The 22979-nt window shown below is 34.5% G+C and carries 19 protein-coding genes and 1 pseudogene; 11 read left to right on the top strand and 9 right to left on the bottom strand.

All coding sequences use genetic code 11. The features are described 5' to 3' along the window. Positions 1–160: 160 nt before the first annotated feature. Positions 161–1366 (bottom strand): RsmB/NOP family class I SAM-dependent RNA methyltransferase, encoded by a 1206-nt coding sequence (locus GNY06_RS02480; protein WP_166518648.1) that lies wholly within the window; start codon positions 1364–1366, stop codon positions 161–163. A 261-nt stretch (positions 1367–1627) separates the two neighbouring features. Continuing rightward, complete coding sequence (locus tag GNY06_RS02475; RefSeq protein WP_166518647.1) at positions 1628–2014, bottom strand: DMT family transporter; 387 nt, start codon at positions 2012–2014, stop codon at positions 1628–1630. Between the two features lie 680 nt (positions 2015–2694). On the opposite strand from GNY06_RS02475, the gene GNY06_RS02470 reads away from it, so the two are divergent. Continuing rightward, positions 2695–3033 (top strand): zinc ribbon domain-containing protein YjdM, encoded by a 339-nt coding sequence (locus GNY06_RS02470; protein WP_166518646.1) that lies wholly within the window; start codon positions 2695–2697, stop codon positions 3031–3033. Positions 3034–3318: 285 nt separating this feature from the next. Here the strand turns inward: GNY06_RS02470 and GNY06_RS02465 are convergent, their stop codons facing one another. After that, complete coding sequence (locus GNY06_RS02465) at positions 3319–4266, bottom strand: sulfate/molybdate ABC transporter ATP-binding protein (protein ID WP_166518645.1); 948 nt, start codon at positions 4264–4266, stop codon at positions 3319–3321. Positions 4267–4350: 84 nt separating this feature from the next. Between GNY06_RS02465 and GNY06_RS02460 the strand changes: the two genes are divergently transcribed. Then, positions 4351–5010, top strand: coding sequence for a YceI family protein (locus GNY06_RS02460; protein WP_166518644.1), 660 nt, complete (start codon positions 4351–4353; stop codon positions 5008–5010). Between the two features lie 105 nt (positions 5011–5115). Then, positions 5116–6126: a phenylalanine--tRNA ligase subunit alpha gene (gene pheS, locus GNY06_RS02455; RefSeq protein ID WP_166518643.1), complete on the top strand. Its 1011-nt coding sequence runs from the start codon at positions 5116–5118 to the stop codon at positions 6124–6126. A gap of 55 nt (positions 6127–6181) precedes the next feature. Here the strand turns inward: pheS and GNY06_RS02450 are convergent, their stop codons facing one another. Then, positions 6182–6946: a DUF3108 domain-containing protein gene (locus tag GNY06_RS02450; protein ID WP_166518642.1), complete on the bottom strand. Its 765-nt coding sequence runs from the start codon at positions 6944–6946 to the stop codon at positions 6182–6184. 193 nt (positions 6947–7139) lie between these two features. Here GNY06_RS02450 and GNY06_RS02445 point away from each other — a divergent pair, with 193 nt between their 5' ends. The 4 genes from GNY06_RS02445 to GNY06_RS02430 all read left to right on the top strand — a co-directional run bounded on the left by GNY06_RS02445 (position 7140) and on the right by GNY06_RS02430 (position 11633). Beyond that, positions 7140–8192: an NAD(P)/FAD-dependent oxidoreductase gene (locus GNY06_RS02445; RefSeq protein ID WP_166518641.1), complete on the top strand. Its 1053-nt coding sequence runs from the start codon at positions 7140–7142 to the stop codon at positions 8190–8192. Between the two features lie 539 nt (positions 8193–8731). After that, positions 8732–8980: a hypothetical protein gene (locus tag GNY06_RS02440; protein ID WP_166518640.1), complete on the top strand. Its 249-nt coding sequence runs from the start codon at positions 8732–8734 to the stop codon at positions 8978–8980. A 52-nt stretch (positions 8981–9032) separates the two neighbouring features. Next, positions 9033–10733 (top strand): FISUMP domain-containing protein, encoded by a 1701-nt coding sequence (locus GNY06_RS02435; protein ID WP_166518639.1) that lies wholly within the window; start codon positions 9033–9035, stop codon positions 10731–10733. Between the two features lie 567 nt (positions 10734–11300). Further along, on the top strand, positions 11301–11633 hold the full coding sequence (locus tag GNY06_RS02430) for a 2Fe-2S iron-sulfur cluster-binding family protein (protein ID WP_166518638.1): 333 nt from the start codon (positions 11301–11303) through the stop codon (positions 11631–11633). Between the two features lie 31 nt (positions 11634–11664). On the opposite strand, the gene GNY06_RS02425 is transcribed toward GNY06_RS02430, so the two are convergent. The 3 genes from GNY06_RS02425 to GNY06_RS02415 all read right to left on the bottom strand — a co-directional run bounded on the left by GNY06_RS02425 (position 11665) and on the right by GNY06_RS02415 (position 15512). Then, on the bottom strand, positions 11665–13935 hold the full coding sequence (locus tag GNY06_RS02425; RefSeq protein WP_166518637.1) for a cation:proton antiporter: 2271 nt from the start codon (positions 13933–13935) through the stop codon (positions 11665–11667). A 130-nt stretch (positions 13936–14065) separates the two neighbouring features. Then, positions 14066–14779 carry a LytR/AlgR family response regulator transcription factor gene (locus GNY06_RS02420; protein WP_166518636.1) on the bottom strand — a complete coding sequence of 238 codons (714 nt, stop codon included), beginning with the start codon at positions 14777–14779 and terminating at the stop codon, positions 14066–14068. Next, positions 14745–15512: a histidine kinase gene (locus GNY06_RS02415; RefSeq protein WP_166518655.1), complete on the bottom strand. Its 768-nt coding sequence runs from the start codon at positions 15510–15512 to the stop codon at positions 14745–14747. Before GNY06_RS02415 ends, GNY06_RS02420 begins: the two co-directional genes overlap by 35 nt. A 492-nt stretch (positions 15513–16004) precedes the next feature. Here GNY06_RS02415 and thiD point away from each other — a divergent pair, with 492 nt between their 5' ends. Beyond that, a complete protein-coding gene (gene thiD, locus GNY06_RS02410) occupies positions 16005–16838 on the top strand; it encodes a bifunctional hydroxymethylpyrimidine kinase/phosphomethylpyrimidine kinase (RefSeq protein WP_166518635.1) in 834 nt (277 codons plus the stop codon). A 503-nt stretch (positions 16839–17341) separates the two neighbouring features. Next, positions 17342–18097 carry a GlxA family transcriptional regulator gene (locus GNY06_RS02405; protein ID WP_166518634.1) on the top strand — a complete coding sequence of 252 codons (756 nt, stop codon included), beginning with the start codon at positions 17342–17344 and terminating at the stop codon, positions 18095–18097. A gap of 127 nt (positions 18098–18224) precedes the next feature. Here the strand turns inward: GNY06_RS02405 and GNY06_RS02400 are convergent, their stop codons facing one another. Continuing rightward, positions 18225–19961, bottom strand: coding sequence for a helix-turn-helix domain-containing protein (locus tag GNY06_RS02400; RefSeq protein ID WP_166518633.1), 1737 nt, complete (start codon positions 19959–19961; stop codon positions 18225–18227). 778 nt (positions 19962–20739) lie between these two features. Here GNY06_RS02400 and GNY06_RS02395 point away from each other — a divergent pair. Together GNY06_RS02395 and GNY06_RS02390 are read left to right on the top strand one after the other, a co-directional pair. Next, positions 20740–21018 carry a hypothetical protein gene (locus GNY06_RS02395; protein ID WP_166518632.1) on the top strand — a complete coding sequence of 93 codons (279 nt, stop codon included), beginning with the start codon at positions 20740–20742 and terminating at the stop codon, positions 21016–21018. Positions 21019–22326: 1308 nt separating this feature from the next. Beyond that, positions 22327–22767, top strand: a complete 441-nt coding sequence (locus tag GNY06_RS02390) for a hypothetical protein (RefSeq protein WP_166518631.1) — start codon at positions 22327–22329, stop codon at positions 22765–22767. 26 nt (positions 22768–22793) lie between these two features. Here the strand turns inward: GNY06_RS02390 and GNY06_RS13610 are convergent. Beyond that, positions 22794–22979 (bottom strand): annotated as a pseudogene (locus GNY06_RS13610) (IS982 family transposase); the annotation flags it as partial.

The raw sequence follows: 22979 nt of genomic DNA, 5'->3' as shown, positions 1-22979 counted from the left end.
TGATTGGTTTTTAACCAAATAAAAAGAAGGTAATTAGTAAAATACTCTTAAATAAATCTCATTTCATGTGTTTTTTTAACTTTTATGTAAAAATATCCCCTCCTTCTCTGAAAAAAATTAAGAAGAGATATTGCTATGGGGGCGGGTAGAGGCTTTCTTTCTAGCCTTTTCTTTTGATCAGGGCCATGTAAAAACCGTCATAACCCTGGCTAGGCATGATGTTTTCTTCCCGAATAATCTCGTATTCAGGATTGTTGTTTATAAAATTTTGAGTTTGTAAGGTGTTTTCGGAGGGTAGTATGGAACACGTGGCATACACCAATTGTCCGCCTTTCTTTATGATTTTAGAATAATCTTGCAGAATATTTTGCTGTTCTTTAATAATTCGGTCGATAAAATCTTGGTCAATTTTCCACTTGCTGTCGGGATTTCTTTTCAGTACGCCTAGACCCGAACATGGTGCATCGATTAAAAGCCTGTCTGCAGAGTTGTAGAGTCTTTTGATCACCTTATTGTCATTGATAAAGCGGGTTTCGATGTTATGAGCTCCCGCTCTTTTGGCTCGTCGTTTTAATTCGGCTAATTTCCATTCAAAAATATCAAGCGCAATGATTTGTCCTTTATTTTGCATGAGGGCTGCTAAGTGCAAAGTTTTGCCACCTGCACCTGCGCAAGCATCTACCACGCGCATACCTTCCTTTACATCCAGTAACTGACCGATTAATTGGGAGGAAGCATCTTGCACCTCAAACATTCCTTTTTTAAAAGCTTCGGTTAAGAAGACGTTTCTTTTTTCTGTTAATTCTACGGCATCTATGTATCCTCGGATTGGAGAAGATTCTATATCGCTGTCTTCCAGCTCCTCAATTAAATTTTCTTTGGTGGTTTTTAGAGTGTTGACGCGTAGTACGGTGGGCGCTTGTTTATTAAGCGCTGTCATTTCTTTTTCCCACTGGTTTCCGAGTTCTTTTTCTAGCGTTTCTGCAAGCCACTCTGGAATTGAGTGTTCTATAGCTTTTGTAGGGAGAGTTCCTTTTTTAAGCTTGTTGAGGGTATTGGCAATTTTAATCCCTTCAAATTCATCAAATTTTTTATAATGGGTTTCGCTCCAGAGAAGATAGGTAAGGATGAGTTTGTAAATATTGTTAGGTTTTACACCTTCTCCCATGTAATATTCTAAGCGTTTTTTCCATCGGATAATATTGTAGAAGATTTCCGAAACCACAGCTCTGTCCTGACTGCCCCATTTTCTATGCGCTTTCAGGAGTCTCTCGATCACTTTGTCGGCATATTTATTTTTTTCGAAAAAAGTTTCCTGTAGCGCATCGTGAATGCCAATCAGGAGATTTCTGTGAATAAGTTCCATAATTAATCTGCAGTTTTGCGTTGCAAAAATAGGCTTAAATTAAACGAAACGCAAAAATAGCGGAATGCCTCTTTGGCAATGGACATCCTAACTAATATAAAAACGATTGTTTTTCGGTTGTTTTTTTTTAGATCTGTACTTTTAAAAAAAAGTATATTTTGTTAAAAATTATGATGAGATCTCTCTGTTTTTTTATAAGGTAAAGCCGATTCTGCTAATTGAAACAATCCCGGTTATAATGAATATAGATCTTAAAATAAATTAGGAACTAGGGGTTTCTTTTAAAAATAGCCAGGCTAAAATCGCCGAAAAAACAGTTTCCGATAATTCGGTCACCTGAACTTTGGAAAGACTTAAATAGGTTAATGATTTTGTGTGCAATAAAAGCCCACAATTGTAAGCAGAAAAGGATAGTGATAACAAACGAATGGTTTTGTTATAACTGAATTCAATAGGGTGTATATTGGTGAAGTAGGGGATACTTAAAAACATAGATCCCAAAAAGAGTAATAATCTGGTGAGGTACAATCTCCCTTTTAAGTCAAACTTCTTGATCAAAACAGAAAAAATACCATAGCCCATAACTGCTACAGAAGAATAGATTATAAAAATATGGTTACTGCCACCATTACAAGAAATAATAAACATGCCCGATATCGACAATAGTGTGCCAATAACTGCAGCATAGGTTATTTTTTCTTGTAAGATGAATTTTTCAAAAACTAAACGGATATGGCTGCTGAAGCTATTAAAACAACCACAACATCTTCCGCGTTTTCACATTGATAAGCTATGGTTTCAAATAAAAAGAGAGAGAATATACCGAAAAAAGCACAGATAAAAATGCCTATAAAAAGCGTGTACGGCTCATCATGCTGTTGATACTGGACAACTGTTTTTTTATATTAATCCTTATTGAGAATATGCTTAATATAATCGTCCCATTAATGTTTTGAAGAATGAAATATCTTGTGGATTTAATCTGCTATGCATGAGTAGTTTATTTATAATGCCTAGGTTGCATTGGATAGCGCTGAGCAAACAGCCAAAAAAACATCTAAAATTGTTTTATTTTTCATACTACAAAATGATTTATGAAGATAAAAAAGAGGGAGGCTAATCAAAAAAAATAAAAATAGAAAAGCGCCTAGATTTTTCTAAATGCAGGCGCTTATCATCAATGTTGTTGTTTATACACTAATCTTGCTGCTTAATCGTTGGAGCAATTTGGTGAAAATATATTTAAGTACAAAAGCGAAGTGATTTAAAAATTATTGACTACATAATAGATAAATTTTAAGCTTATATTTGCAGAAATTATAATCATTATGAGTGATACTACAGTTTGTTCGAAATGCAATTCGGAATTTACCTACCCACAAGATAATTTGATGGTGTGTTCTCAGTGTTTTTATGAATGGGATCCTGCGGAAGTTTTAGCAGATAGCGGAGACAAGATCTTTGATGCCCATGGAAACGAATTGCAAAATGGAGATACGGTAGTTGTGGTAAAAGATCTACCGGTAAAAGGGGCTCCGAAACCTGTAAAGACGGGAACCAAGGTTAAAAATATTAAGTTGAGACCTGGTAGCGATCATAATATTGACTGCAAGATAGATGGATTTGGGGCGATGGCATTGAAATCCGAGTTTGTGAAAAAAGCATAAGCCTTATCTGATAGAGGACTTTATGAAATGCGCGGTGATATAGGTGTAATCGCTCTGAATAAAGTCCTTTGATTCATAAAAAAAGGAAAAATTTGGCAGGGTGACTTTCAAAAGGCTTTCATTGCAACTGCTAATTTAGGCCTTACTAGGCAGAAAGAGAATAACCAAAGATTTCCCTTAATATCTTTATTCAATAAGTCTTAACTCATTTTCTAAGCAAATATATAAAAATATAGATAAAATATAAAAGAAAATGGAACTAGAATCGAGAAGTTTTTACTATTTCTAGTTAAATTTTACATTTAATTTACCTTTTTTCTCCTTCGAAGTGTATACGATGAGGTGGTGATTTTTGACCTTAACAATATTCCTGTAAAAACTACCTGAAAAAGAAGAAGAGATAACCTCTCCTTGTATTGGGTTATGGGTTTCATGATCCGTTAATAGGAGTTGATGTGGAAAGTAAAACCATTTGGATAGGTTTAGTTCTCGTTGTTGAGCAGGAGTCAGAATATTTACCTCTCCTAGTAATTGCGCGACATAAGGGGTTTTGGGAGACTGAAAGAGAACCTTTGGAGCATCTCTTTGAATGACTTGTCCCTTTTTTAAAACAACCACTTCATCGCTCCACGCCAGCACTTCGTTAACATCATGGGTACTGATAATAAGGCTGATATTTTGGGTTCGAACATAGTTGAAAAGCTTGTCCCTTATCTGTTGTTTCCTCAGTAAATCGAGGTGGCTGAAAGGTTCATCTAAAAGTAGTAGCTTGGGCAATTGAGATAATGCCTGCGCAATGGCTACACGTTGTTGTTGTCCTCCGCTTAGATTTTTGGGATATTCATATAAATAGTCTGTTAATCCCACTATATCGAGTAATTCGAGAATTTTATTTTTTTTGTTTTCCAGATTGATATTGGAAATGAATTTTCCAACATTATCATATACCTTAGAGTAAGGCATGAGATCGTAATCTTGAGAGACCAATTTCATGTCGGCTTCTCCTGGAACAATATTTGCTTTGGGGCCATAAATTTCTTTATTATCAAAGAATATCCTTCCTTGTTGCCAATTTTTTCGACCGTAAATAATGTTTAATAGTGTGGACTTTCCACAACCGCTCTCCCCAATTAAAGCCATGATCTTTCCCTGTTTTAAATCAAGATGGAAATTTTGAAAAATAAGCGGCTGGGAAGGGTAACTAAAATCTAGGCCTTTTATCTCGAGTAGCATGTTGTAAAAATAATGTTTCTATAAATTATAGCTAATTTTTATTAAATTTACAAAGTTAATTATTTGAATATAAACAATAACAAAATGAGACAAACAAATATTTTCTTAACTGTTGTGACAGTGATAGGTCTTGTTGCCTTGGTGTCTTGTAGAAAAGATAAGCCGGTAACCAGTGAATTTAATGAGGTCACTACATCTAAAGATGGGGTGGTTTTCAGCGTAGATACATTAGATAGTAGGGTAGAATGGGTGGGCTATAAAATATTTAAATCCAATAATACTTCTCATTTTGGAAATATTAAATTAGAAAGTGGCGAAGTCAGCCTTAAAGATGGGAAATTGGAATCCGGAAATTTTGTAGTTTCTATGAATACCATAACAGCAGATGATTTAAAAAATAATGTAGAAAAGCAAGCTAAATTGGATGCACATTTAAAGAGCGCCGACTTTTTTGATGTGAAAAAATTTCCTACCGCTTCTTTTGAAATCACCAAAGTCATCGTAAACGACACTGGGGATTATAATACCCGTCTTGAAGGCAACCTGACCATAAAAGGAATAACTAAGCCTATAAGTTTGGATACCAATGTGAGAGAGAAAGATGGTTTATTGACTATTAAATCCAATAAAAAAGATATTAATAGGAGGGATTTTGGAGTTGATTTTACTTCTCCTGTGGCCAAAGGAATCATTAAAGATGAGATCAGTATTCAAGTGAACGTAAAAGCTCTTGAAAAGAAATAGTTTTTAAGTGATAGGTGATAAGGAAATCTGCTTTTGTCAGCAAAAGCAGATTTCATTTTATAAAAGTCCAATAAAAAACTTAAATTTGTCTGCAATTTTTATAAGATGCTAGAGAAAATAGAAGAATTACTCCGTGAGGTACAGCAATTTCAGAGTCAAAATAAAGAGGAAATAGAGAAATTTCGTATTGCTTTTATTGGAAAGAAGGGCAGTGTAACAGAGCTTTTTGAAAAATTTAAAGAAGTGCCGAATGACCAAAAAAAGGAATTCGGACAAAAGATAAATGCATTAAAGCAGGCCGTAACCCATAAGATAGAGGAATTAAAGAAAGAAATTTCTGACGAAAAAATTGAGAAGAAAATCGATTTAACCCGACCCGGTTTTCCTCAGGAGTTGGGCAGTCGACATCCTGTTAATATAGTTAAAAACAGAATTATAGAAATTTTTAAATCTATAGGTTTTGTAGTGGCAGATGGTCCCGAAGTTGAAGATGACTGGCATAATTTTACCGCCCTTAATTTACCGGAATATCATCCGGCCAGAGATATGCAAGATACTTTTTTTATTGAGAAAGATCCAGATGTACTCTTAAGAACTCATACCTCTTCGGTACAGATTAGGTATATGGAAAACAATAAACCTCCAATGCGGATTTTATCTCCAGGTAGGGTTTTCCGTAATGAGGCTATTTCCTCGCGTTCCCATTGCATATTTCACCAGATAGAGGGTTTGTATATAGATAAAGAGGTTTCATTTGCAGATCTTAAGCAGACCATACAATATTTTACCACCCAACTTTTTGGAAAATCACAGATCCGGATGCGTCCCTCTTACTTTCCCTTTACCGAGCCTAGTGCAGAGGTAGATGTTTATTGGGGGCTGAATTCGGAAACCGATTATCGCATTACCAAAGGTACTGGGTGGTTAGAGATTATGGGCTGTGGTATGGTAGATCCAGCCGTCCTAAAGAATGTAAACATAGACCCTGAGGAATATAGTGGTTTTGCTTTTGGTATGGGGATTGAGCGTATTGTGATGTTACTTTATCAAATGTCGGATATTCGGATGTTATTTGAAAATGATATTCGAATGTTAGAACAATTTAAGCAATTATAAACTAATGATAACATATTACAGAAGAGCAAACTTAATCCCAAGTTTGCTCTTCTGTTTATTTAGAGAAATTGAAAGGGTGTTTCACGTTGGTATATTCTATAAGATCTGCTTTTAGGGAGCCTACGGCTAATTCTGCTTTTAGTTGAATAGGGATATGGTTGGCATCGTCGGTTACCCACAGAGTTACCCCTTCCTTAGCCTTAAAAACCCTGCCACTCATCACCGAAGGGATAATTCTTAGGGCATGGATTTTTCCAAATCGTGTACTGACAATTTCTTTTCCTGTCACCCTAAGCATAAAAGGGTATACTTCGTCATCAATCCATACATTTATTTTGATACTGCTTCCCAACTTTAGCTGATGGGTGGTTAAGTTCCGAAGATGGTAAAAGCAGGAGAGCATATCCTGAATGTCCATGGGAATTTTAAAGGTTTGAGTGGTATTTTTAATACGGTCGTGCAGACTTACGATACCACTGTTGGCTTTAAAAGTAGAAGCGAAATTTCTATAATAGCTTCCTTCCTTGACATTTCGGATATAAAAACTGGGTAATCCTGTTTGGATGTTAATATAGCTTTCGTATACATCGTCCACTTTAAAAAAAGCTCTTACGGCGCCTGTACTCCTCCCTTCTCCTCTTACATGCAGGTGAGGCGTATTATTATAAATCGTTTTTTTTGTAGAGAGGGTAGCGAGGCCGGCATTCAAAAAACCGTAGTGTATGCGATACTTCAACCTTTCTTCTGAGTTCACATTATCAAGCTGTGCAGAGGTTAATATGATGTTGAAGCTAAATATAAAGATCAAAAAATTCTTCATAGACATGGGGTTGCAGGTTGATATTGTCAAAAACTTTGCCAAACACTTATGTGGTAAAATTAATATATTTTGATTGTAATAAGGTGATTAATATATTTTTACGCCTGTATCACTGATGAACGTCATAAAATATGAGCCATTATTTAGCTAAGCTATCCTTATATTTGCTCTTTCTAAATAATAATAGAGTGATATGAAGGAAACAGACATTGTGATTATAGGGGCTGGGCCTACTGGTCTTTTTACGGTTTTTGAAGCAGGTTTGCTTAAGTTAAGGTGCCATATTATTGATGCTTTGCCCCAACCCGGCGGTCAGCTGGCCGAATTGTATCCTAAAAAACCAATATTTGATATTCCTGGTTTTCCCTCTGTAGATGCGGGGGTATTGGTGGCGAACCTAATGGAGCAAATTAAACAATTTGAACCCGGATTTTCACTAAATGAAGTAGCGGTATCTTACAAAAAAACAGAAGATCAACAGTTTATAGTGGAGACGAACAGAGGGACTTCTATAAAAGCCAAAGCGATTGCTATTGCAGGAGGTCTGGGCAGTTTCGAACCTAGAAAACCTCCTATTGAGGGAATTGAAGCTTTTGAAGAAAAGGGTGTAGAGTATTTTATAAGAGATCCCGAAATGTATAGGGATAAAAAAATTGTGATTGCGGGGGGGGGAGACTCTGCTTTAGATTGGACTATATTTTTGGAAAATATAGCCGCTGAGGTCACTTTAATTCACCGTAGGAATGAGTTCCGGGGCGCTTTAGATTCTGTAGAAAAAGTACAAAAGCTAAAACAAGAAGGTAGAATTCATCTGGTAACCCCTGCCGAGGTGGTCGGTTTATTGGGAAATGGTGAGGTTTCGGCAATTGAAATTGAAAAAGAGGGAAAACGTTCTGTCATTCAAACCGATTATTTTGTCCCATTATTTGGATTGACGCCTAAACTGGGGCCACTTTCCGACTGGGGTTTAGACATTGAAAAAAATGCCATTAAAGTGAATAATGCACTGGACTATCAAACCAATGTGGAGGGAATTTACGCAATAGGTGATGTTAACACTTATCCGGGAAAAATGAAGCTTATTCTTTGTGGTTTTCATGAAGCTACTTTAATGTGTCAAGGTATTTATAACCGTCTGAATCCGGGGAAGAAATTCGTTTTAAAATATACCACTGTTAGTGGGGTAGATGGTTTTGACGGTAGCAGGAAAGCTGCGGAAAAAGCCGTTGTAAAATCCATTGAATAAAAAAAGATTGCATTAAGTGCAAGAGGCTGGCTCCAATTACTGGAGTCAGCCTCTTGCTTTTTATTTTCAGTGGTTAAGTCTGTTTTTTTCTATACTTAGAATGCTTGTATTAGCAGAATTTTTTTGTAACAAACTTACCGGAGATTTAAAAAGGAGTTTTAAAAAAACATTTTCTTTTGTAATGGTGAATAGAGTTTTGCCCCTCTTAAATCATCTCGCACATAGCGGCACATAGCAGTATGTTTTTCTTATATCCACTATAAATGGGAGGTATTTGCTTCTATTTTTAACGTGTAAATCAGAAAGAGGTGTAACATATGAGTTTCCCTATTTGTAAGAGTTCTTTCACTGATTTTTTGGTTGTATAAAAGTTCATCTCCCAAAATCATCTCCCTCTAAACTCCCAAAAAATCGCTATTATATGGAGTAGAGAGATAATAAAATAAAAAATGGGTTTATATATATTTTTTTTTTATTTTTACATAAATATTTATTATAATAATAAATTACATCAAATAATAACAAAATGATATTTTAATATGAAAGAAGAAAAAGAATCAAAAACAAAAGAATCTTGTGTTTTTCTAAAAAAAAATTATGACCCTCCAATACTGAACGTAATTGTCGTAGAAATGGAGGAAGGGATTGCAAGTGGTTCTGGAGGTTCTGGACCTGGTCCAGGTGGAGGTCCAGGTACACCAGGAGAAATTAGCCCAGGGAATCCTGATTCGGAAATCAAACATGAGTGGACGACTTCTGATGATAGAAGTACAAGTTTAGATTGGTAACCTTTTATTTCAGTTTAAGGAGCAAGTTTAACCAAAAAAATATTTTAGAATTATGCAAAAACAAACACTACATAATAGAAAGAAATTTTATGTGAATTTTAGGGGATCTATTCCTGTATTAATGGGGTTATTACTGGGCGTTTCGGCATGTAGAAGTTCGGAGTCTGACGCTCATAATTTAAGTGCCGTCTCTGGAGGAGGCGTCGCTCAAGTTAAATTTAATGTTTTGGGTTCCAATTATGATGGAATAAGTACAAATAAATATAAAGCTTTGTCTCATCAAAAAGACTTTTCATCTAACGGAGCCATCCAGCGTAAGGAAGTAGATATTAATGAGAGGTATTATATGGAGGTAGAGTTGGTTCCTCAAGCTGCTTCAGGTGGCGTATCATTAAGGGGAGCCACGCAGCAGCAAAAAGGAGAGCAGATCTCTACTTTTCAGAAGGGGAATAAATATCAGGTAGCAGCTTATGATACAGATGGTAAATTTGTAGATCAGCAAGAGTTGATACATGGTAAAGAGGGGGATGCAAAATTTGATTTGCCAGGTGGTAAAGACTACACTTTTGTTTCCTTTTCTGTAAATAGTCAGAAAGACCTGCCGCCTGTAAAATTTGAAGGTGATGTCAAAGCTTTGGAATCTTCTGTAATTAAGGATATGAACGGTAGTCTAGATTTTATGTATTTTAAGAAAACCATGCAAGTGGTCGAGAGTAAGATTAACTTTGTGGATGTTGTATTTAAACATAAATTTAGTGAAGTGGTGGTGAATATAGATGCCCAAGAAACCGAATATCCTATTGCTCAAGCAGAGGCCATTTTTGATTCGCATTATCCTACAGCTTCTATAGAACTGGCCAACGGGGAAGTAGACCGTAGTGGTAAAATGACCACAGCAAATGTTTCTTTCCCTAATCTGGGTAAGAATACGGCTTCTTCTTCTAAGGTAATTATTAATGGTGAAACGGAAACGGGGACTTTTACCATTAAAAAATTAGTAATAGGAGAGAATAATACCAAACCGCTGACAATGGAAAATGTTGTAGCCCTTAAGGATCTTAAGATTAATCCAGGGGTTAGGTATGATCTTAATCTGACGATACACCCTAAGGATAGGTATCTTACCCATAAAGGTATTCCTGCAGCCTTGATCGGAGGTCAGATATGGATGCGTCATAACGTGGGAGCTGACTTTACTACTGATCCCGATAAACCTACTAAAGAGACCAGTGGTAAATACTACCAATGGGGGAGAAAGGAGTCTATAGCAGGTCCAGACTCGTTTACAGGCGCACTAGGGAACTGGAATATTCCTCAGCGACCTGCCAATGTTTGGAATCTTGGAACAGAGACAGAACCTGTAAAAAATGAAGCCAATGATCCTTGTCCTGAGGGTTATCGTGTGCCAACAAGTGCAGAATTTGATCAGTTGGAGAAAGCCGGTACATGGTACCGATCCATAGGAGGAGCTTGGGCTACTAGTCAAGCAGGTATAGCTGGTGATTTTTCAAAAGCTGGAGTTTTGGTGAGCCGAAGAAAGCGAAGTGTTTTTCTTACCTTTCCAGCTCCAGGTTATCGCAGCAATGTAGATGGATCTTTAAAGTGGAGAGCAGGTTCTGGGACCTATTGGTCATCATCTCCAACTTTTGGAGGCTCTCTTCTTGTCCTTCAAAACGAGGCAAGACGTCAAGGGCAATTTGCAGAGCATAATTTTAATGCTGGATATAATATTCGATGTATTGCGGAAAAATAAAATTTATTTAGAGGCTCAGGTCCTTAGGAAAACTTTAATCGATGCAGATTTTTTTCTGCATCGATTTTTTGTGTATACATATTTTAAAACTCTAGGTTTTTTACAAATAATGCCTCATAGGGCCAGATATTAAGTATTTAATAGAAGCTGTGAAAAATTTTTACAATCGGATATATTGATCTTTCAGTCTATTTTTTCAGATTCATCTATTCTTTTATGACGGGGTACATTTAGGTGTTCTAATTGATTATCCCTTTGGAAAATATTGCAGTGGGACTATTCTTAAATTTTGTCCTTAGTCGGTTTTATAGGTGTATTTTATCCCGAGTACGCTTTTATTTAGGAATATATTCAGGTCATTGTCTTTTTGTTGAAGCAGCTCTAAGTGATTTTGAGAGGGGTTTTTATTAGAATGCGGGGATTTGATAAAGTTTTGTATCTATCAGGCAATAGGTCTTTTAGGTGCTGACGCTTTTTACCTCCCTATGCTTTATTAATTTATATGCGATATTTTTGAAAAAAAGGTATTTGATTTTTGTAATTTTGTAGTCAATATTAAAAAAAGTTATGTCGGATGTTAAGATAAACATTATAGATAGAGAGGGTACGGAACATGAAATTATGGCACCTACAGACATGTCCTTGAATTTGATGGAAACCATTAGAGCCTATGAATTGGTGGAAGAGGGCTCTTTTGGAATTTGTGGCGGCATGTTGATGTGTGCGTCGTGTCAATGCTACCAATTAAGCGCTACGCCTGTGCCGGAAATGGGAGAGGAAGAGGAGGCTTTACTGTATAGCGATGGGGTGCATGTTAAGCAAAATAGCCGATTGAGTTGTCAGATTCCGGTTACCGAGGAACTAGAAGGTTTAAAGATTGAGATAGCGCCCGAAGGCTAGGCTAGATGATTTTAGTTAAAGCTTTTATAATTTAGGGATTGGACAATATTAAAGTAGAGGGAATATAAGATAACCAAAGGCTTTTGCTGTTAATGAGATTTTTCCAGCTCTTGCTACTCATCAACATAAGATCTTGGGACGCTAAGAAACTTTTTTCTATATTTCTTTCATGATAGAGCGTGATGTGGTTGGGGCTTACCTGTTCTATGCTTCTTATAAGTTCACGGATCGCTATATTTTTACGTATATGGCCTGAGGCATCTAAAATAATGATCTGAGAATCGTTATTGATAATGAGTTTTTTGGCATATTCAATCAGAAAAACATCTTCGGCATCAAAAAAAGGAATAAAGACTTGATTTGCATGTTCAAAATTTTTATCCACCATAATTCCCATTGGGATGTTGGATTTGTCTAGTATGCGTAGGGTAAAGTCATCAAAAGGAGAAGGGTTAAAGATATAGGTTTTACCCTTAACGGTACTGAGCAATCGATCGGGATTAATGATTTTAGTAGTGAAGCCCAGTAGCTTTCCCAATAAACTTCCCTCGTATATAGATCTTCCCAGCATGATGAGTAATAAGTCATAGTTGCCTTTACTACTGGAATTTAACAACTCATTTTCAATATCGTTGGAGGTCTTGAATAAAGTAGTCACCTCTAGTTCTAATTGATGCGAAGTGTGGATGATCTCTGCAAATTGTTGATGCTCGTAGTCTTCCATTTCAAAGGTGTGAATATCCTGTATCGGGGCAATCTTCATGGCGGTTAAACTCTTATTAGCATTCATTCGATGGGTGAATTTATCCGCAAGCTTAAGCAGTGTGCTGCCAGCCTCCGGTGTATCAAAAGAAATAAGAACCTTGTATCTACTGCTACGATCTTCCTCCTCCTCAGCGGTTATTTTTTCCTTGAATATAAAATTTATAAGATTGAGAAGAGGACCTGTCATAAATGTAGTGAAGAGGGCCATAATCACCATGATAGTAAAAATTTCTTGGCTTAATACTCCTAAATCATAACCGATATTGAGTACGATAAGCTCCATAAGACCTCTGGTATTCATAAGGGCCCCTATGGTGAGACTATCTTTCCAACTTAAGCGCATAAACCTAGAAGTCAGTGCGCTGCCTATAAACTTTCCGGTAACCGCTGTTAGGATAATGAATCCTGCTGTCTCCCAGAGGTGGGGGCTGTTTAATAAATTGATATGGGTGCGAAGCCCTGTAAAAACGAAGAATAAAGGCAGTAATACCACTAATGATATATCCTCTACTTTTTCAATGAAAAGATTTCTGAATTTAGTGTTTTCGGGCATAATGGCCCCCGCCATAAAAGCGCCAAATAAAGCATGTATGCCGATTACCTCTGTAGCATATGCTGAAATCATTAAGGTGAGGAAGAAAATAGCGATAATAGATTTGCTAATAATGCCTTTTCCAGTTTGTAATTCTGCAATTCTTTTTAAAAAAGGGCGAAGTATTTTAATCATTAAAAATACATAGCCAATGGCCATCAGGATCACGTAGATTGAACTGGTAAAAGAGCCTGCTTTTACGATGGCAATTACCGCAGCCAAAATACACCAAGCGGTAATATCATCTATCGCTGCACAGGTAATGACCACTGCCCCCAGCTTTGTTTTTTGTAAATTTCTTTCCTGTACAATGCGCGCCAGAACCGGAAATGCAGTGATACTCATAGCTATAGCGATAAAAAGTGCAAAGGCACTAAATGCGACACCCTTCGGGGCAAATTCTTGATAGATAAAATAGGATAAACCTATGCCCAGTGCAAAAGGAATGATAATACTGGCATGGCTGATAATAACAGCTTCATGTGTTTTTTTTCTGAGGATGTTAAGATCCAGTTCCATACCCACTATAAACATAAAAAATATCAAGCCGATCTGACTTAGAAATTGTAAATTACCTAAAGAAGCTTCGGGAAATAAAAAATTTGAAAATTCGGGAAAGTGATATCCTATAAGCGAAGGGCCCAAGACAACCCCTGCAATCATTTCGCCCACCACCGAAGGCTGTTTAATCTTTATACATATCCACCCAAAAATGCGGGCTGCAAAGATAATCGTGATAATTTGTGCGAGTAGTAACGACAGGGGATGTTGTAGGTTAATTACGAAAGAGGCGGTAAAGTTTTCCCATATTGACATTGTGGATGGAGAGGATAGTAGGTGCTGGTCTGTTTCTAGTTGTTTTCCTTCTATTAGAAACCAGTAGATCAGTCCCGAAAATACGATAAGGGTTACAATATAAAAAATAATATTCCTATATCTCTGCATTACTTTATTATTTGTGTGTAAAATTCAAAAAAATAAATAAATATATCAACCTTAATGTTTTTAAAATGTAGCAAAAACCTGATTTTTTGTAATGAAATCATTTCCTTTTTTTAGGCTTTATCTTCTAGGCCTAGTTTTCCAGTTTTTTTAGTAGATGATTTTTATAGACCTCGCTGAGAGAAAGTCTAATGAAATGCTCTTTATCGGAAGAAATACGGGTGATGATTTCATTCGCAGAGATTACTTGTATGGCTTTTAGCGCGATTACCTCCCTTTTATTAATCTGAGAAAAGGCTGTAGGAGGAAGCATTTGAAGTAAGGTTTTAAAATTAATATTTTTAAGAATAACACGAGAGTTGTCTGTTAGGATAACTTCTTTGTCTCTGCTGTCGATTTCCGAGGTTTTGATATAGAGAATTTGGTTGGTAAAGATGTGGCTTTTACCCAAATGGGTATTCCATTCTATATAGTTTATTTTAGTAGGCTTAATCAGTTTTTTAGCCTTTTCGAAAGCCTGGTGTAAACGCTCTTTTTTTATTGGTTTTCTCACGTAATCTACTACATTCAGATCAAAGGCCTCTGCTGCATATTCTTTATAAGCGGTTGTAAATATTATTTTCTTGTTAATCAACTCTTTGGCCACCTGTAGGCCTGTTATACCAGGCATCTCAATGTCTAAAATACAAAGATCACAATCTATATGGGGAATTTCATCGAGAAAGTATTGCGGGTTATTGAATACCTTAATGATTTGTATATCCTCTATTTGCTCGCACAGAAGAGTAAGATAGCGAATAGCAAGGAGTTCGTCATCTAGTATAACGCACCTGATTGTATTTGTCATTGAGATTAATTTTTAAATAAGCGGTATACACCTGGTGCTGTATTTCCTTTTTAACTGAAAAATTCTTTTTATAGAGTTTTTTAAGACGAGGTTCTAAAGACCCGCTACCAAATCCACTGTGATCTTTTAATAAAGGAGATTTATTGGAAATTTTATTCTCTACTTTAATCTCTAAGATACCGTTTTGTAGCGAGAGGAAAATAAAAATAAAAGCATCTTCTGCCAAAAAATCAGTATGTTTAAAAGCATTTTCAATAAAATCTACAGTGATCAGAGGAGCCAATACCTTTTCTTTATAGATAGGATGTAGCTTGTCAATTTGAGATTTAATTCTAAAGTTAAAAAGCGGATTAATTTTTACTTTGTTGATTTCAATAAGATTCAAGGTAAAATCCAATTCACTCTCCGGGGTTACAAACCTTTCACTACTTTCGTATAAAATATAATCGAGTACTCCGGATAATTTATCCAGAGAAACATAGGTCTGGTAAGCATGGGACTGTACAGAATTCAGGATGTTCTTAAAAAGATGGGGATTGAGCTTGGTTTCTATATAATCCAGATTGATATTTTTTAATTTATTTTTTAATATTTCTTTTTCGTCTAGTAGTATTGTTTTTTCTATTTGTAAGCATCTGATCTTATATACAAAAAAGGCGATTATAATTAATAATCCGACTATAAAGGCTAGCATGAGGGGATGGTTGGAATGTATAAGGTTGGTATGATTCATAACCCAGTCCATTAAATTTATTTTGCAAAGATAAAGCTTAATCGCCTAAAAAGATCCTTGCCAACAAGGGAAAGTTTCGGATTTCTAACGTATTTTTTGCTAACTTTGTGGCGTGTGCTTTGGGGATGTTTAACAAGCATTTATGGGGTATATTTTTGAATCCATGAGATCTAATTTACTTGTGGGAAAGTATAAAGCCTATATTAAAGCTTAAGACTTTCGATATTTTTCTAGCGTTATTTTTATTGAATGTGGAATAAAAATTTATGGACAACATCTTTATTTGTAAAGATGTTGGATGTCAAGGAATAAAAACTCATATTTTTTACTTTTTAAAGATGAGCTTGCTGCCCTTAATGCTTGAACTTTCTTATTGAGGGTTTATTGAGTGAACAAAAAAAATCTAGTAAACAGAATATTTTTGCCATGTGGAAAGGCTTATAAATATTGAAGATTAGAGATCACTCCATTTATTTAAAATAAAATGTTAAGATGAAAAAATATACTTGTCCTTCTATATTAAGTATCGCCGGATTTGATGGTAGTGGAGGTGCTGGAATTCAGGCCGATATTAAAACCATTTCGGCTCTAGGCTGTTTTGCTACTTCTGTCCTCACGGCATTGCCCGTACAGAACACCCAAGGGGTACGAAAGGTATATCCTATTTCGGAAGAAGCCGTAGCTGAGCAAATAGAAACCCTATTGGATGATATTTTCCCCCAAGCTATTAAAATAGGTATGGTGCATACTCCACGAATTGTGGAGGTTATTGCTCAAACTTTAGCAAAATATAAGAAAGTTCCTTTGATATTCGATCCGGTGATGGTAGCGACCAGCGGTCATATGCTGATTAAAGAAGATACTTTAGTCTCTATTGTGCAATATTTATTGCCGCTGGCTGATCTGATTACACCTAATCTTGATGAAGCTGAAGTTCTGACCGGTATGAAAATTAAAAGCATAGAGGATATGCGAGTGGGAGGGGAGCTTATCGCTAAGCAGGGATGTAAGAATATATTGCTCAAAGGCGGGCATTTGGAAGGTCCTAGGATCACTTCTCTATTCTTTGAGGAAGGGGGAAAGGTATATACATTTGAGACCGAAAAATTTCAAACGAACAATACCCACGGATCAGGATGTACGCTCTCCGCAGCTATTGCTGCGTATGTAGGTCAAGGCAAAAGTCTGTTGGAAGCCGTGGATAGAGGTCAAAAATATGTTTTTGAGGCGATTAGAGAGTGTAAAGAGATGTTGATAGGTAAAGGTAATGGCCCCCTTAATCATTTTTTTAATCCCCAAAAACTCATTAAATCCCCAATAGATTAAATAAGACTTGAGTTCGTAAAATAAATTCTTGCTCTCTTCTTTTTTTTAGAGCGATCAGAATTTTTCATATGGTAAAATTTAATAAAATATATGCTCAAGATATATTTTTATAAAAAATACGAAGATTTTATATATTATTATATCAGCGCTGGGCTTAATGAAGCCAAGCTTCCACAAGTAGAAATAAATAGGATCTATTTTATGATTGAGGTATTTAAAAAATATCGTATATTCATATGCCCTATAAAAACGTTAGGGTTAGCTGAGGATGCTTTTAAAATTTGCAAAAAAGCCCTAAATAATAAGAAGAGATTATTTTTTATTCTGCACGATCTATCTAAAGATCATCCGGTGTGTCTTATTTTGAAGAGCTTTTTTAACCCCCATCCTATAATTTCACAATAGGTACTAAGTTTACCTTAATAAGTTTCATTTAAATACAGATGACTACAACCCCCTATATATAGGGTTTAAATTTTTGAAATCAAAATATATTTGTTGGTATGATGAAAAATTTTTTATTTTATGCATTCTTTCTTAGCGTGGGTGTATATGCACAACAGACAAATGAACATCTTAGAAAGATGGATTCCCTGTTGAATAATAACCAAAAAGATACGGTCAGCATAGCTGTTTTGCTGTATAACAATGTGGTGCTTCAAGATTTTGCCGGACCTATGGAGGTATTTTCGAAGGCAAAAAATCTAACCCAAGGTCTCTATCGCATTTTTACAGTAGGTTTAACTCCAGGTGAGGTGTATACAGAGAATAAACTGATAAAAATACGACCAGATTATAGCTTGGATGATTTTCCACATGCAGATTATGTGATGCTTCCTGGGGCTAATATATCTGAAATCAATAGGTTAACCAAAGATCAGCAATTGATGGATTTCTTAAAGACCTGGAATTCAAAAGAAAATACCAAAACAATTTCCATTTGTACGGCCGCTTATTTACTTGCACACACAGGGGTGTTAAATGGACGGAGAGCAACTACTCACTATTTTGTGGCCGACGATTTTTCGGCACGTTATCCCAAGGTTCACTTGGTTAAAGATGTCCGATATGTAGATGAAGTTAAATATTTAACAACTTCAGGAATTACCTCTGGCATTGATGCAGCTCTCTATTTAGTCGGAAAGCACAGTGGAGAATCAATCCGATCAATGATTAGTAGAGCCTTACAGTATAATTTTCACGAAAAAGAAAGATGGCCACAAGCTCCACAAGGCATGAAGTATGATAGCCGCCAGTGAGCGGGGTTATTTTAGATGATCTAAGGACTTCTTAAAAATCTATTTTTATACAAAATAACCCATTACGTGAATCTTAATATTCTTCACTTCTTTCGGAGAAGGAAATAAAGTACCTTTTCTTATATTATTATTCTGATTGGTCGGGAGAGGTTTTGCTGTCTTCCAAATCTTTTTTTCTCTTCTTGATAAAATCTGTAGGGCGGAAACCATTGATCTCCTGAAATAAATCGGAAAAATTTTGCCTTGAAGCGATACCACATTCATCCGATAAACCTTGAATAGTATAGTTCAGATATTTTTCGTTTTCATACATCAGTTGGGTAATATAGCTGATTCTTAAAGTTCCCAAATATTTGTTGAAGTTCATTCCTTTTGTTTCGTTAATAAATTGCGAGAGATAGGTGCTGTTGGTATCAAATAAAACTGCTAATTTATTGAGCGTGATTCCTTTTTCTAAAAACTTTTTTGTTTTCTCAAAATTCTCTAGCTGAAGTTGTAAATCTTTATAGATTTCTTCACTCATGGTTGATTTGCTTTGGGAGGATAGGTTTTCATAAGTTATCTTATTACTTTTTTGTTCGAACCACTGTTGGATATTATGTTCAATCGTTTTATATTTAGATTTTATCTCTTTTTCTTTTCGGTAATACTTTTTTATCCCATAGATGAGGACCACTGTTAAGGTGAAAAGTAAAAAGATCATACCTATTCCCCATTTATTTTGGTTTTCCAGTTTACTTTGTATATCTACCAAATTCTGAGTATCGTACTCGCGGTGAATTCGGGAAGAAAGAATCGTGAAGTCTCTGCTCAGGATGCTGTCCGCCCGTAGAAGAATTTTGGTATAGTGCAGTTCTTGTTTAGGAACATTATTTTTCTTATAGTAGCGAATAAGAAATTCATAATTCTCTCGTAATTCAGGCAGTATAAAATTATATTTTTGGAAGATAGAGTCTACTTTTTTAAATTGCATTACAGCCTTTTCTTCCTGATGAAGGCCAATATAACTTTTCCCAATATAAAAATCCACCACCGAAGCCCACGAAAAATCATTATATTCCTCTAGTACAGGTAGAACATGTTCAAAGGTTTGGATAGCAGAATTAAATTTGTTCTCATTATACTGGGATATGCCTTTGCATTTAAGAATATAATGATATTCCAATTTGAATTTATTCAACTTATGCAGGTTAATGAAATCTAATCCCGTATGAATTAAAGAATCTACTTTTTGATATTCACCCAAATAGCGATAACAAACAATCGTCATATGAAGACTGTTGAGATATCCTTTTTGATGATTATAGATTTCGTTAGGATGATAATCTCCGGTAGTCTTAGGCTCAAAGTAATCTATACATTCGGAGAAAAGTCCTAAAGCATCTTTGTAGTAGCCCAGATAACACTTGACTACGCCTATATGGTAAACAATCTTATTTTTCTGATAAGTATCCTTACCTTTTTTAGCATAAGAGTATGCCTTTAGATAGTTGGATAAAGCATCTTTATACTTTTTTAGGTTATAATAGTAAATAATACCTTTTCCTAGATAGGCTCTGCTGATTAGATCATTATTAAAAGATTTCTTTGCAGAGATTATACTGCTATCCGCATAGAGTAACTTTTTTTTACAATCAGAAGAATAATAGATGGCATCTTCATATCCGTCAGCTAATTTCTCATAATTATTCTCTTTTTTTGCTTTTACAATAAATTTATTAATCAAGCTTAGTGCTTTTTCATTATTTTCTTCTGTATTCTCATATTTGTTTTGTATTTCATCATAAGACTGTGCTTTAAAACAGATTCCCTGAAAAATAAAAATCAGTAGAAAAAAAGAAAAAATGTATTTTTTTGTGTGCATTGCAATTAAAAGTAAGCAATTTTTCGCTCCCAAAAATAATGAAAAAGCATTAAAAAATAAGAGTGTTGGGGTAAAAGTATTAAAAAAAATAGTAAAAAAATAGCAAAAAACTATTATCGCAGATTAAAAATGGTTAAATACAGTGTTTTATAGAATTTATATTAATATAATATATTTATTATATATAATTATTTGCATGTCCTTTGTGCAGGTTAGAAAAGAATACATTCAAATTAGGGGTCTGATCTGAAATCGAAGAGAAGAAATCTTAGATTAATAAAGGAATAAAAGAGGCCAAGCCCTTCATTTTATAAATTTTATTTAAATATTAGAAGCTATAGAAGAGTTGTGATGAGCAAATGGATTCAAAGGTTTAGTAGTTTGTATCAGAAACAATATGTATATTACTTCATTTAATAGAAAAAAACGTTTTTTTTCGTTTTTTATCTTTTAACAGGGAAATCAGAGCAGAAAAAATAAAATAATCTAAAGATTTAGCCGTTTTTATAACTTAGAAGTTTATGCATTAGGTGTATGTTATTCATTTTGTATAAGCTATCAGTCTTCTCCATCTTATACAATTTCCTTTATTTATTTATATTATTAGCGAAAAGACGTCGTAATTTATAAATTAAGACGTCTTTATCTGTAAATTAATCAATAAAGGACTGCTTTTTCTTGCCAATTTATAATTTCTCTTCTAATTTTGGCATCAAGATTTAAGCGATTCAACAAGAGTTAAAATCTCTTATTAAGAAAGTTAAAAATAATAATCTTTATGAAAAATTTTATTTCAGGTACAGCTATAGTTGCTTTGATATTTTCAGTAGCTAGCTGTAGACAAGCCGACGAAATGGATGTAACATCATCTGCAAGCACCATTGCTAGTATGAAATCTAGTGCTACTATTAATGTTAAAAAGAACGATAGAAAGATAGTGGCGGATACGTTAAAAGTATTGAGTAGAGATGCTAGAATGATGCAAATGAAGGACTTTAATGCGTCATCAGAGATGGGACCTAGATATCCGCCAAAAAAAGACAAACAACACTGGTAGTAGTTTTTTTTACCTAGAAGAGTATTATTGAGTCTTTTTTTTGACTATTAGTTCAGACCAATTTCACATTCATCATACATTTTAATCTTCTTCTTTATGGGGGTTTTCTCTTAGAATACTGAGAAAATCTCCCGTAAAGAAGTTTTTTTATAAAAAAATATCAATTTCTTTTATTTTTTATATTATGAGATTTGACAAAAGGCTTTATGTATAAGATAACACTACATCTAAAAAAGTATTGTGTCCATCACCATTGTTATTAGCAAAAGGAGGTGATTTTTATAATTTTTTATCTTTTTACCGAAACTTTATAAAGTTAGATATATTCATTTTTTAATCCCCCAAATTTTAAAAGCATTTAAAAGTAGATATGATAATATTTTTAAAAACATGTGTTTGTGATTTTCCTCTAAATACATTTTTTTTTCGTTCCCGTAAGTTGTTGATGATGTTTAGTATAAAGTTAAAATAATCGCCGAATAAAAATTCTGACTCCAAAAATTTTATAAATTAAGTACCACATAGATAGATAATTTGTATAAAAAAATAGGCGCTATTATTAACAAAGTTATAAGTGATGTTGAAATTCATACAAAGCATAATATATTTAAGATGAATCGAGTTCTATCTTATATGATACATTTCAAAAAAATCAAACTCTACCGTTTCAAGAAGAGAATATCAACTTTTGGAAAATTTCTAAATTCTCGATGATTCCTCTACTATAGGGTATGTGTTAGTGAATTTAAATTTTCTTATTTTACCTGGTAGGGCAGCTGCGCTCTTATACCATCATCTTTATGTGAATAAGAAGCTTTCCTTGGGAATTGTAAATATGCGGGAAGGACAGTGATCACGCTTCGGACATCGTCTATTAGTTACTGCTAATACGGCTAGTGAAAGATTAGATTGGATCTATAGTTAACTTGGTCTCAACGAAGGAGAATTGTTTTTTTTCGATAAAGATTAAGGTACATTCACACAGTCTACATCTAAGAGCCGAATCCAACAAAAAAATCCTTTCTTTATTTTTTGCTATAAATAATAAAAAGAACGCCCCATATAGAGACGTTCCACTTCACATTAACATCATCTTAAATCATCTCCTTCAAATATTTTTAATCAGTTTAAGCTTTTATAATAAAATATTAGTCAATCAAACTATAAGAATAAAATATGAAAAAATATAAAACTGTTAAATCACTTTAATTTTTAATTCTATCAAAATAAGTTTCCTATATTTGACAAAGTAAAAGTAGGATATAATTTTCAACCAAACAAATTTCCGGAAATAATTTTCAACTGATTATGGATAATATTTTAGCAGCCATTATAAAAATATCTGAACAAGAAAATATTACAATTACCAAACTCGAGCACCTTTTAGGTGCAAGTAAAGGTGTTTTTTCTCGGGCTATATCCCATGGGAGTGATATTCAATCTAAATGGGTTTTAAAATTAGTCGAAAAATTTCCCGATTACAGTGCGGAGTGGATTTTGACAGGCAAAGGAGATATGTATAAAGATTTGAAGGGGCAAGTTTTAGAAACCAAATCAGAGCGTGAAAATACATTGATCGCACAAGAAAAAATGGAAGAAGTCCTGAAGTCTCTATCGATTTTACAACAAAAGCTGGACAACTTAGAATTAGATCAAAAAGAATCTAACAAAGCACAATCTATTGTCAATGAAATTATCTTGGAAAATATAGGGATTATAAAACCAAATATCAAGAAGGCTAAGAGTTAAAATTATATATATAACCCGTGGTGCATTTAAGCAATACGAGTTTTTAAGTTGTTAATATTTCTATTGTTTATTTTATTAATACATTTTATAACAGTCATTGCCATTATCTTAGATAATATTCTGTTCTTAAAGCCATCAAAGGATTTCGCATAGTTTCTTCTAATCATAAACTGATCACATAATTGCGAAAATAAGGTTTCGATGGGCTTTCG

This window comes from Elizabethkingia argenteiflava (genome assembly GCF_009904105.1).
Taxonomy (GTDB): domain Bacteria; phylum Bacteroidota; class Bacteroidia; order Flavobacteriales; family Weeksellaceae; genus Elizabethkingia; species Elizabethkingia argenteiflava.
The sequence above is the reverse complement of the archived record's forward strand: the minus strand, read 5'-3'. Positions and strand labels throughout refer to the sequence as shown.

Bases quoted from the DNA above. Each gene is read 5' to 3' on its own strand.
- GNY06_RS02395 (WP_166518632.1), top strand. From the start codon at position 20,740: ATGAAAAATTTTATTTCAGGTACAGCTATAGTTGCTTTGATATTTTCA.
- GNY06_RS02480 (WP_166518648.1), bottom strand. From the start codon at position 1,366: ATGGAACTTATTCACAGAAATCTCCTGATTGGCATTCACGATGCGCTA.
- GNY06_RS02400 (WP_166518633.1), bottom strand. From the start codon at position 19,961: ATGCACACAAAAAAATACATTTTTTCTTTTTTTCTACTGATTTTTATT.
- GNY06_RS02430 (WP_166518638.1), top strand. From the start codon at position 11,301: ATGTCGGATGTTAAGATAAACATTATAGATAGAGAGGGTACGGAACAT.
- GNY06_RS02390 (WP_166518631.1), top strand. From the start codon at position 22,327: ATGGATAATATTTTAGCAGCCATTATAAAAATATCTGAACAAGAAAAT.
- GNY06_RS02405 (WP_166518634.1), top strand. From the start codon at position 17,342: ATGATGAAAAATTTTTTATTTTATGCATTCTTTCTTAGCGTGGGTGTA.
- GNY06_RS02425 (WP_166518637.1), bottom strand. From the start codon at position 13,935: ATGCAGAGATATAGGAATATTATTTTTTATATTGTAACCCTTATCGTA.
- GNY06_RS02460 (WP_166518644.1), top strand. From the start codon at position 4,351: ATGAGACAAACAAATATTTTCTTAACTGTTGTGACAGTGATAGGTCTT.
- GNY06_RS02475 (WP_166518647.1), bottom strand. From the start codon at position 2,014: ATGTTTATTATTTCTTGTAATGGTGGCAGTAACCATATTTTTATAATC.
- GNY06_RS02435 (WP_166518639.1), top strand. From the start codon at position 9,033: ATGCAAAAACAAACACTACATAATAGAAAGAAATTTTATGTGAATTTT.
- GNY06_RS02470 (WP_166518646.1), top strand. From the start codon at position 2,695: ATGAGTGATACTACAGTTTGTTCGAAATGCAATTCGGAATTTACCTAC.
- GNY06_RS02420 (WP_166518636.1), bottom strand. From the start codon at position 14,779: ATGACAAATACAATCAGGTGCGTTATACTAGATGACGAACTCCTTGCT.
- GNY06_RS02415 (WP_166518655.1), bottom strand. From the start codon at position 15,512: ATGAATCATACCAACCTTATACATTCCAACCATCCCCTCATGCTAGCC.
- pheS (WP_166518643.1), top strand. From the start codon at position 5,116: ATGCTAGAGAAAATAGAAGAATTACTCCGTGAGGTACAGCAATTTCAG.
- GNY06_RS02445 (WP_166518641.1), top strand. From the start codon at position 7,140: ATGAAGGAAACAGACATTGTGATTATAGGGGCTGGGCCTACTGGTCTT.
- thiD (WP_166518635.1), top strand. From the start codon at position 16,005: ATGAAAAAATATACTTGTCCTTCTATATTAAGTATCGCCGGATTTGAT.
- GNY06_RS02440 (WP_166518640.1), top strand. From the start codon at position 8,732: ATGAAAGAAGAAAAAGAATCAAAAACAAAAGAATCTTGTGTTTTTCTA.
- GNY06_RS02465 (WP_166518645.1), bottom strand. From the start codon at position 4,266: ATGCTACTCGAGATAAAAGGCCTAGATTTTAGTTACCCTTCCCAGCCG.
- GNY06_RS02450 (WP_166518642.1), bottom strand. From the start codon at position 6,946: ATGAAGAATTTTTTGATCTTTATATTTAGCTTCAACATCATATTAACC.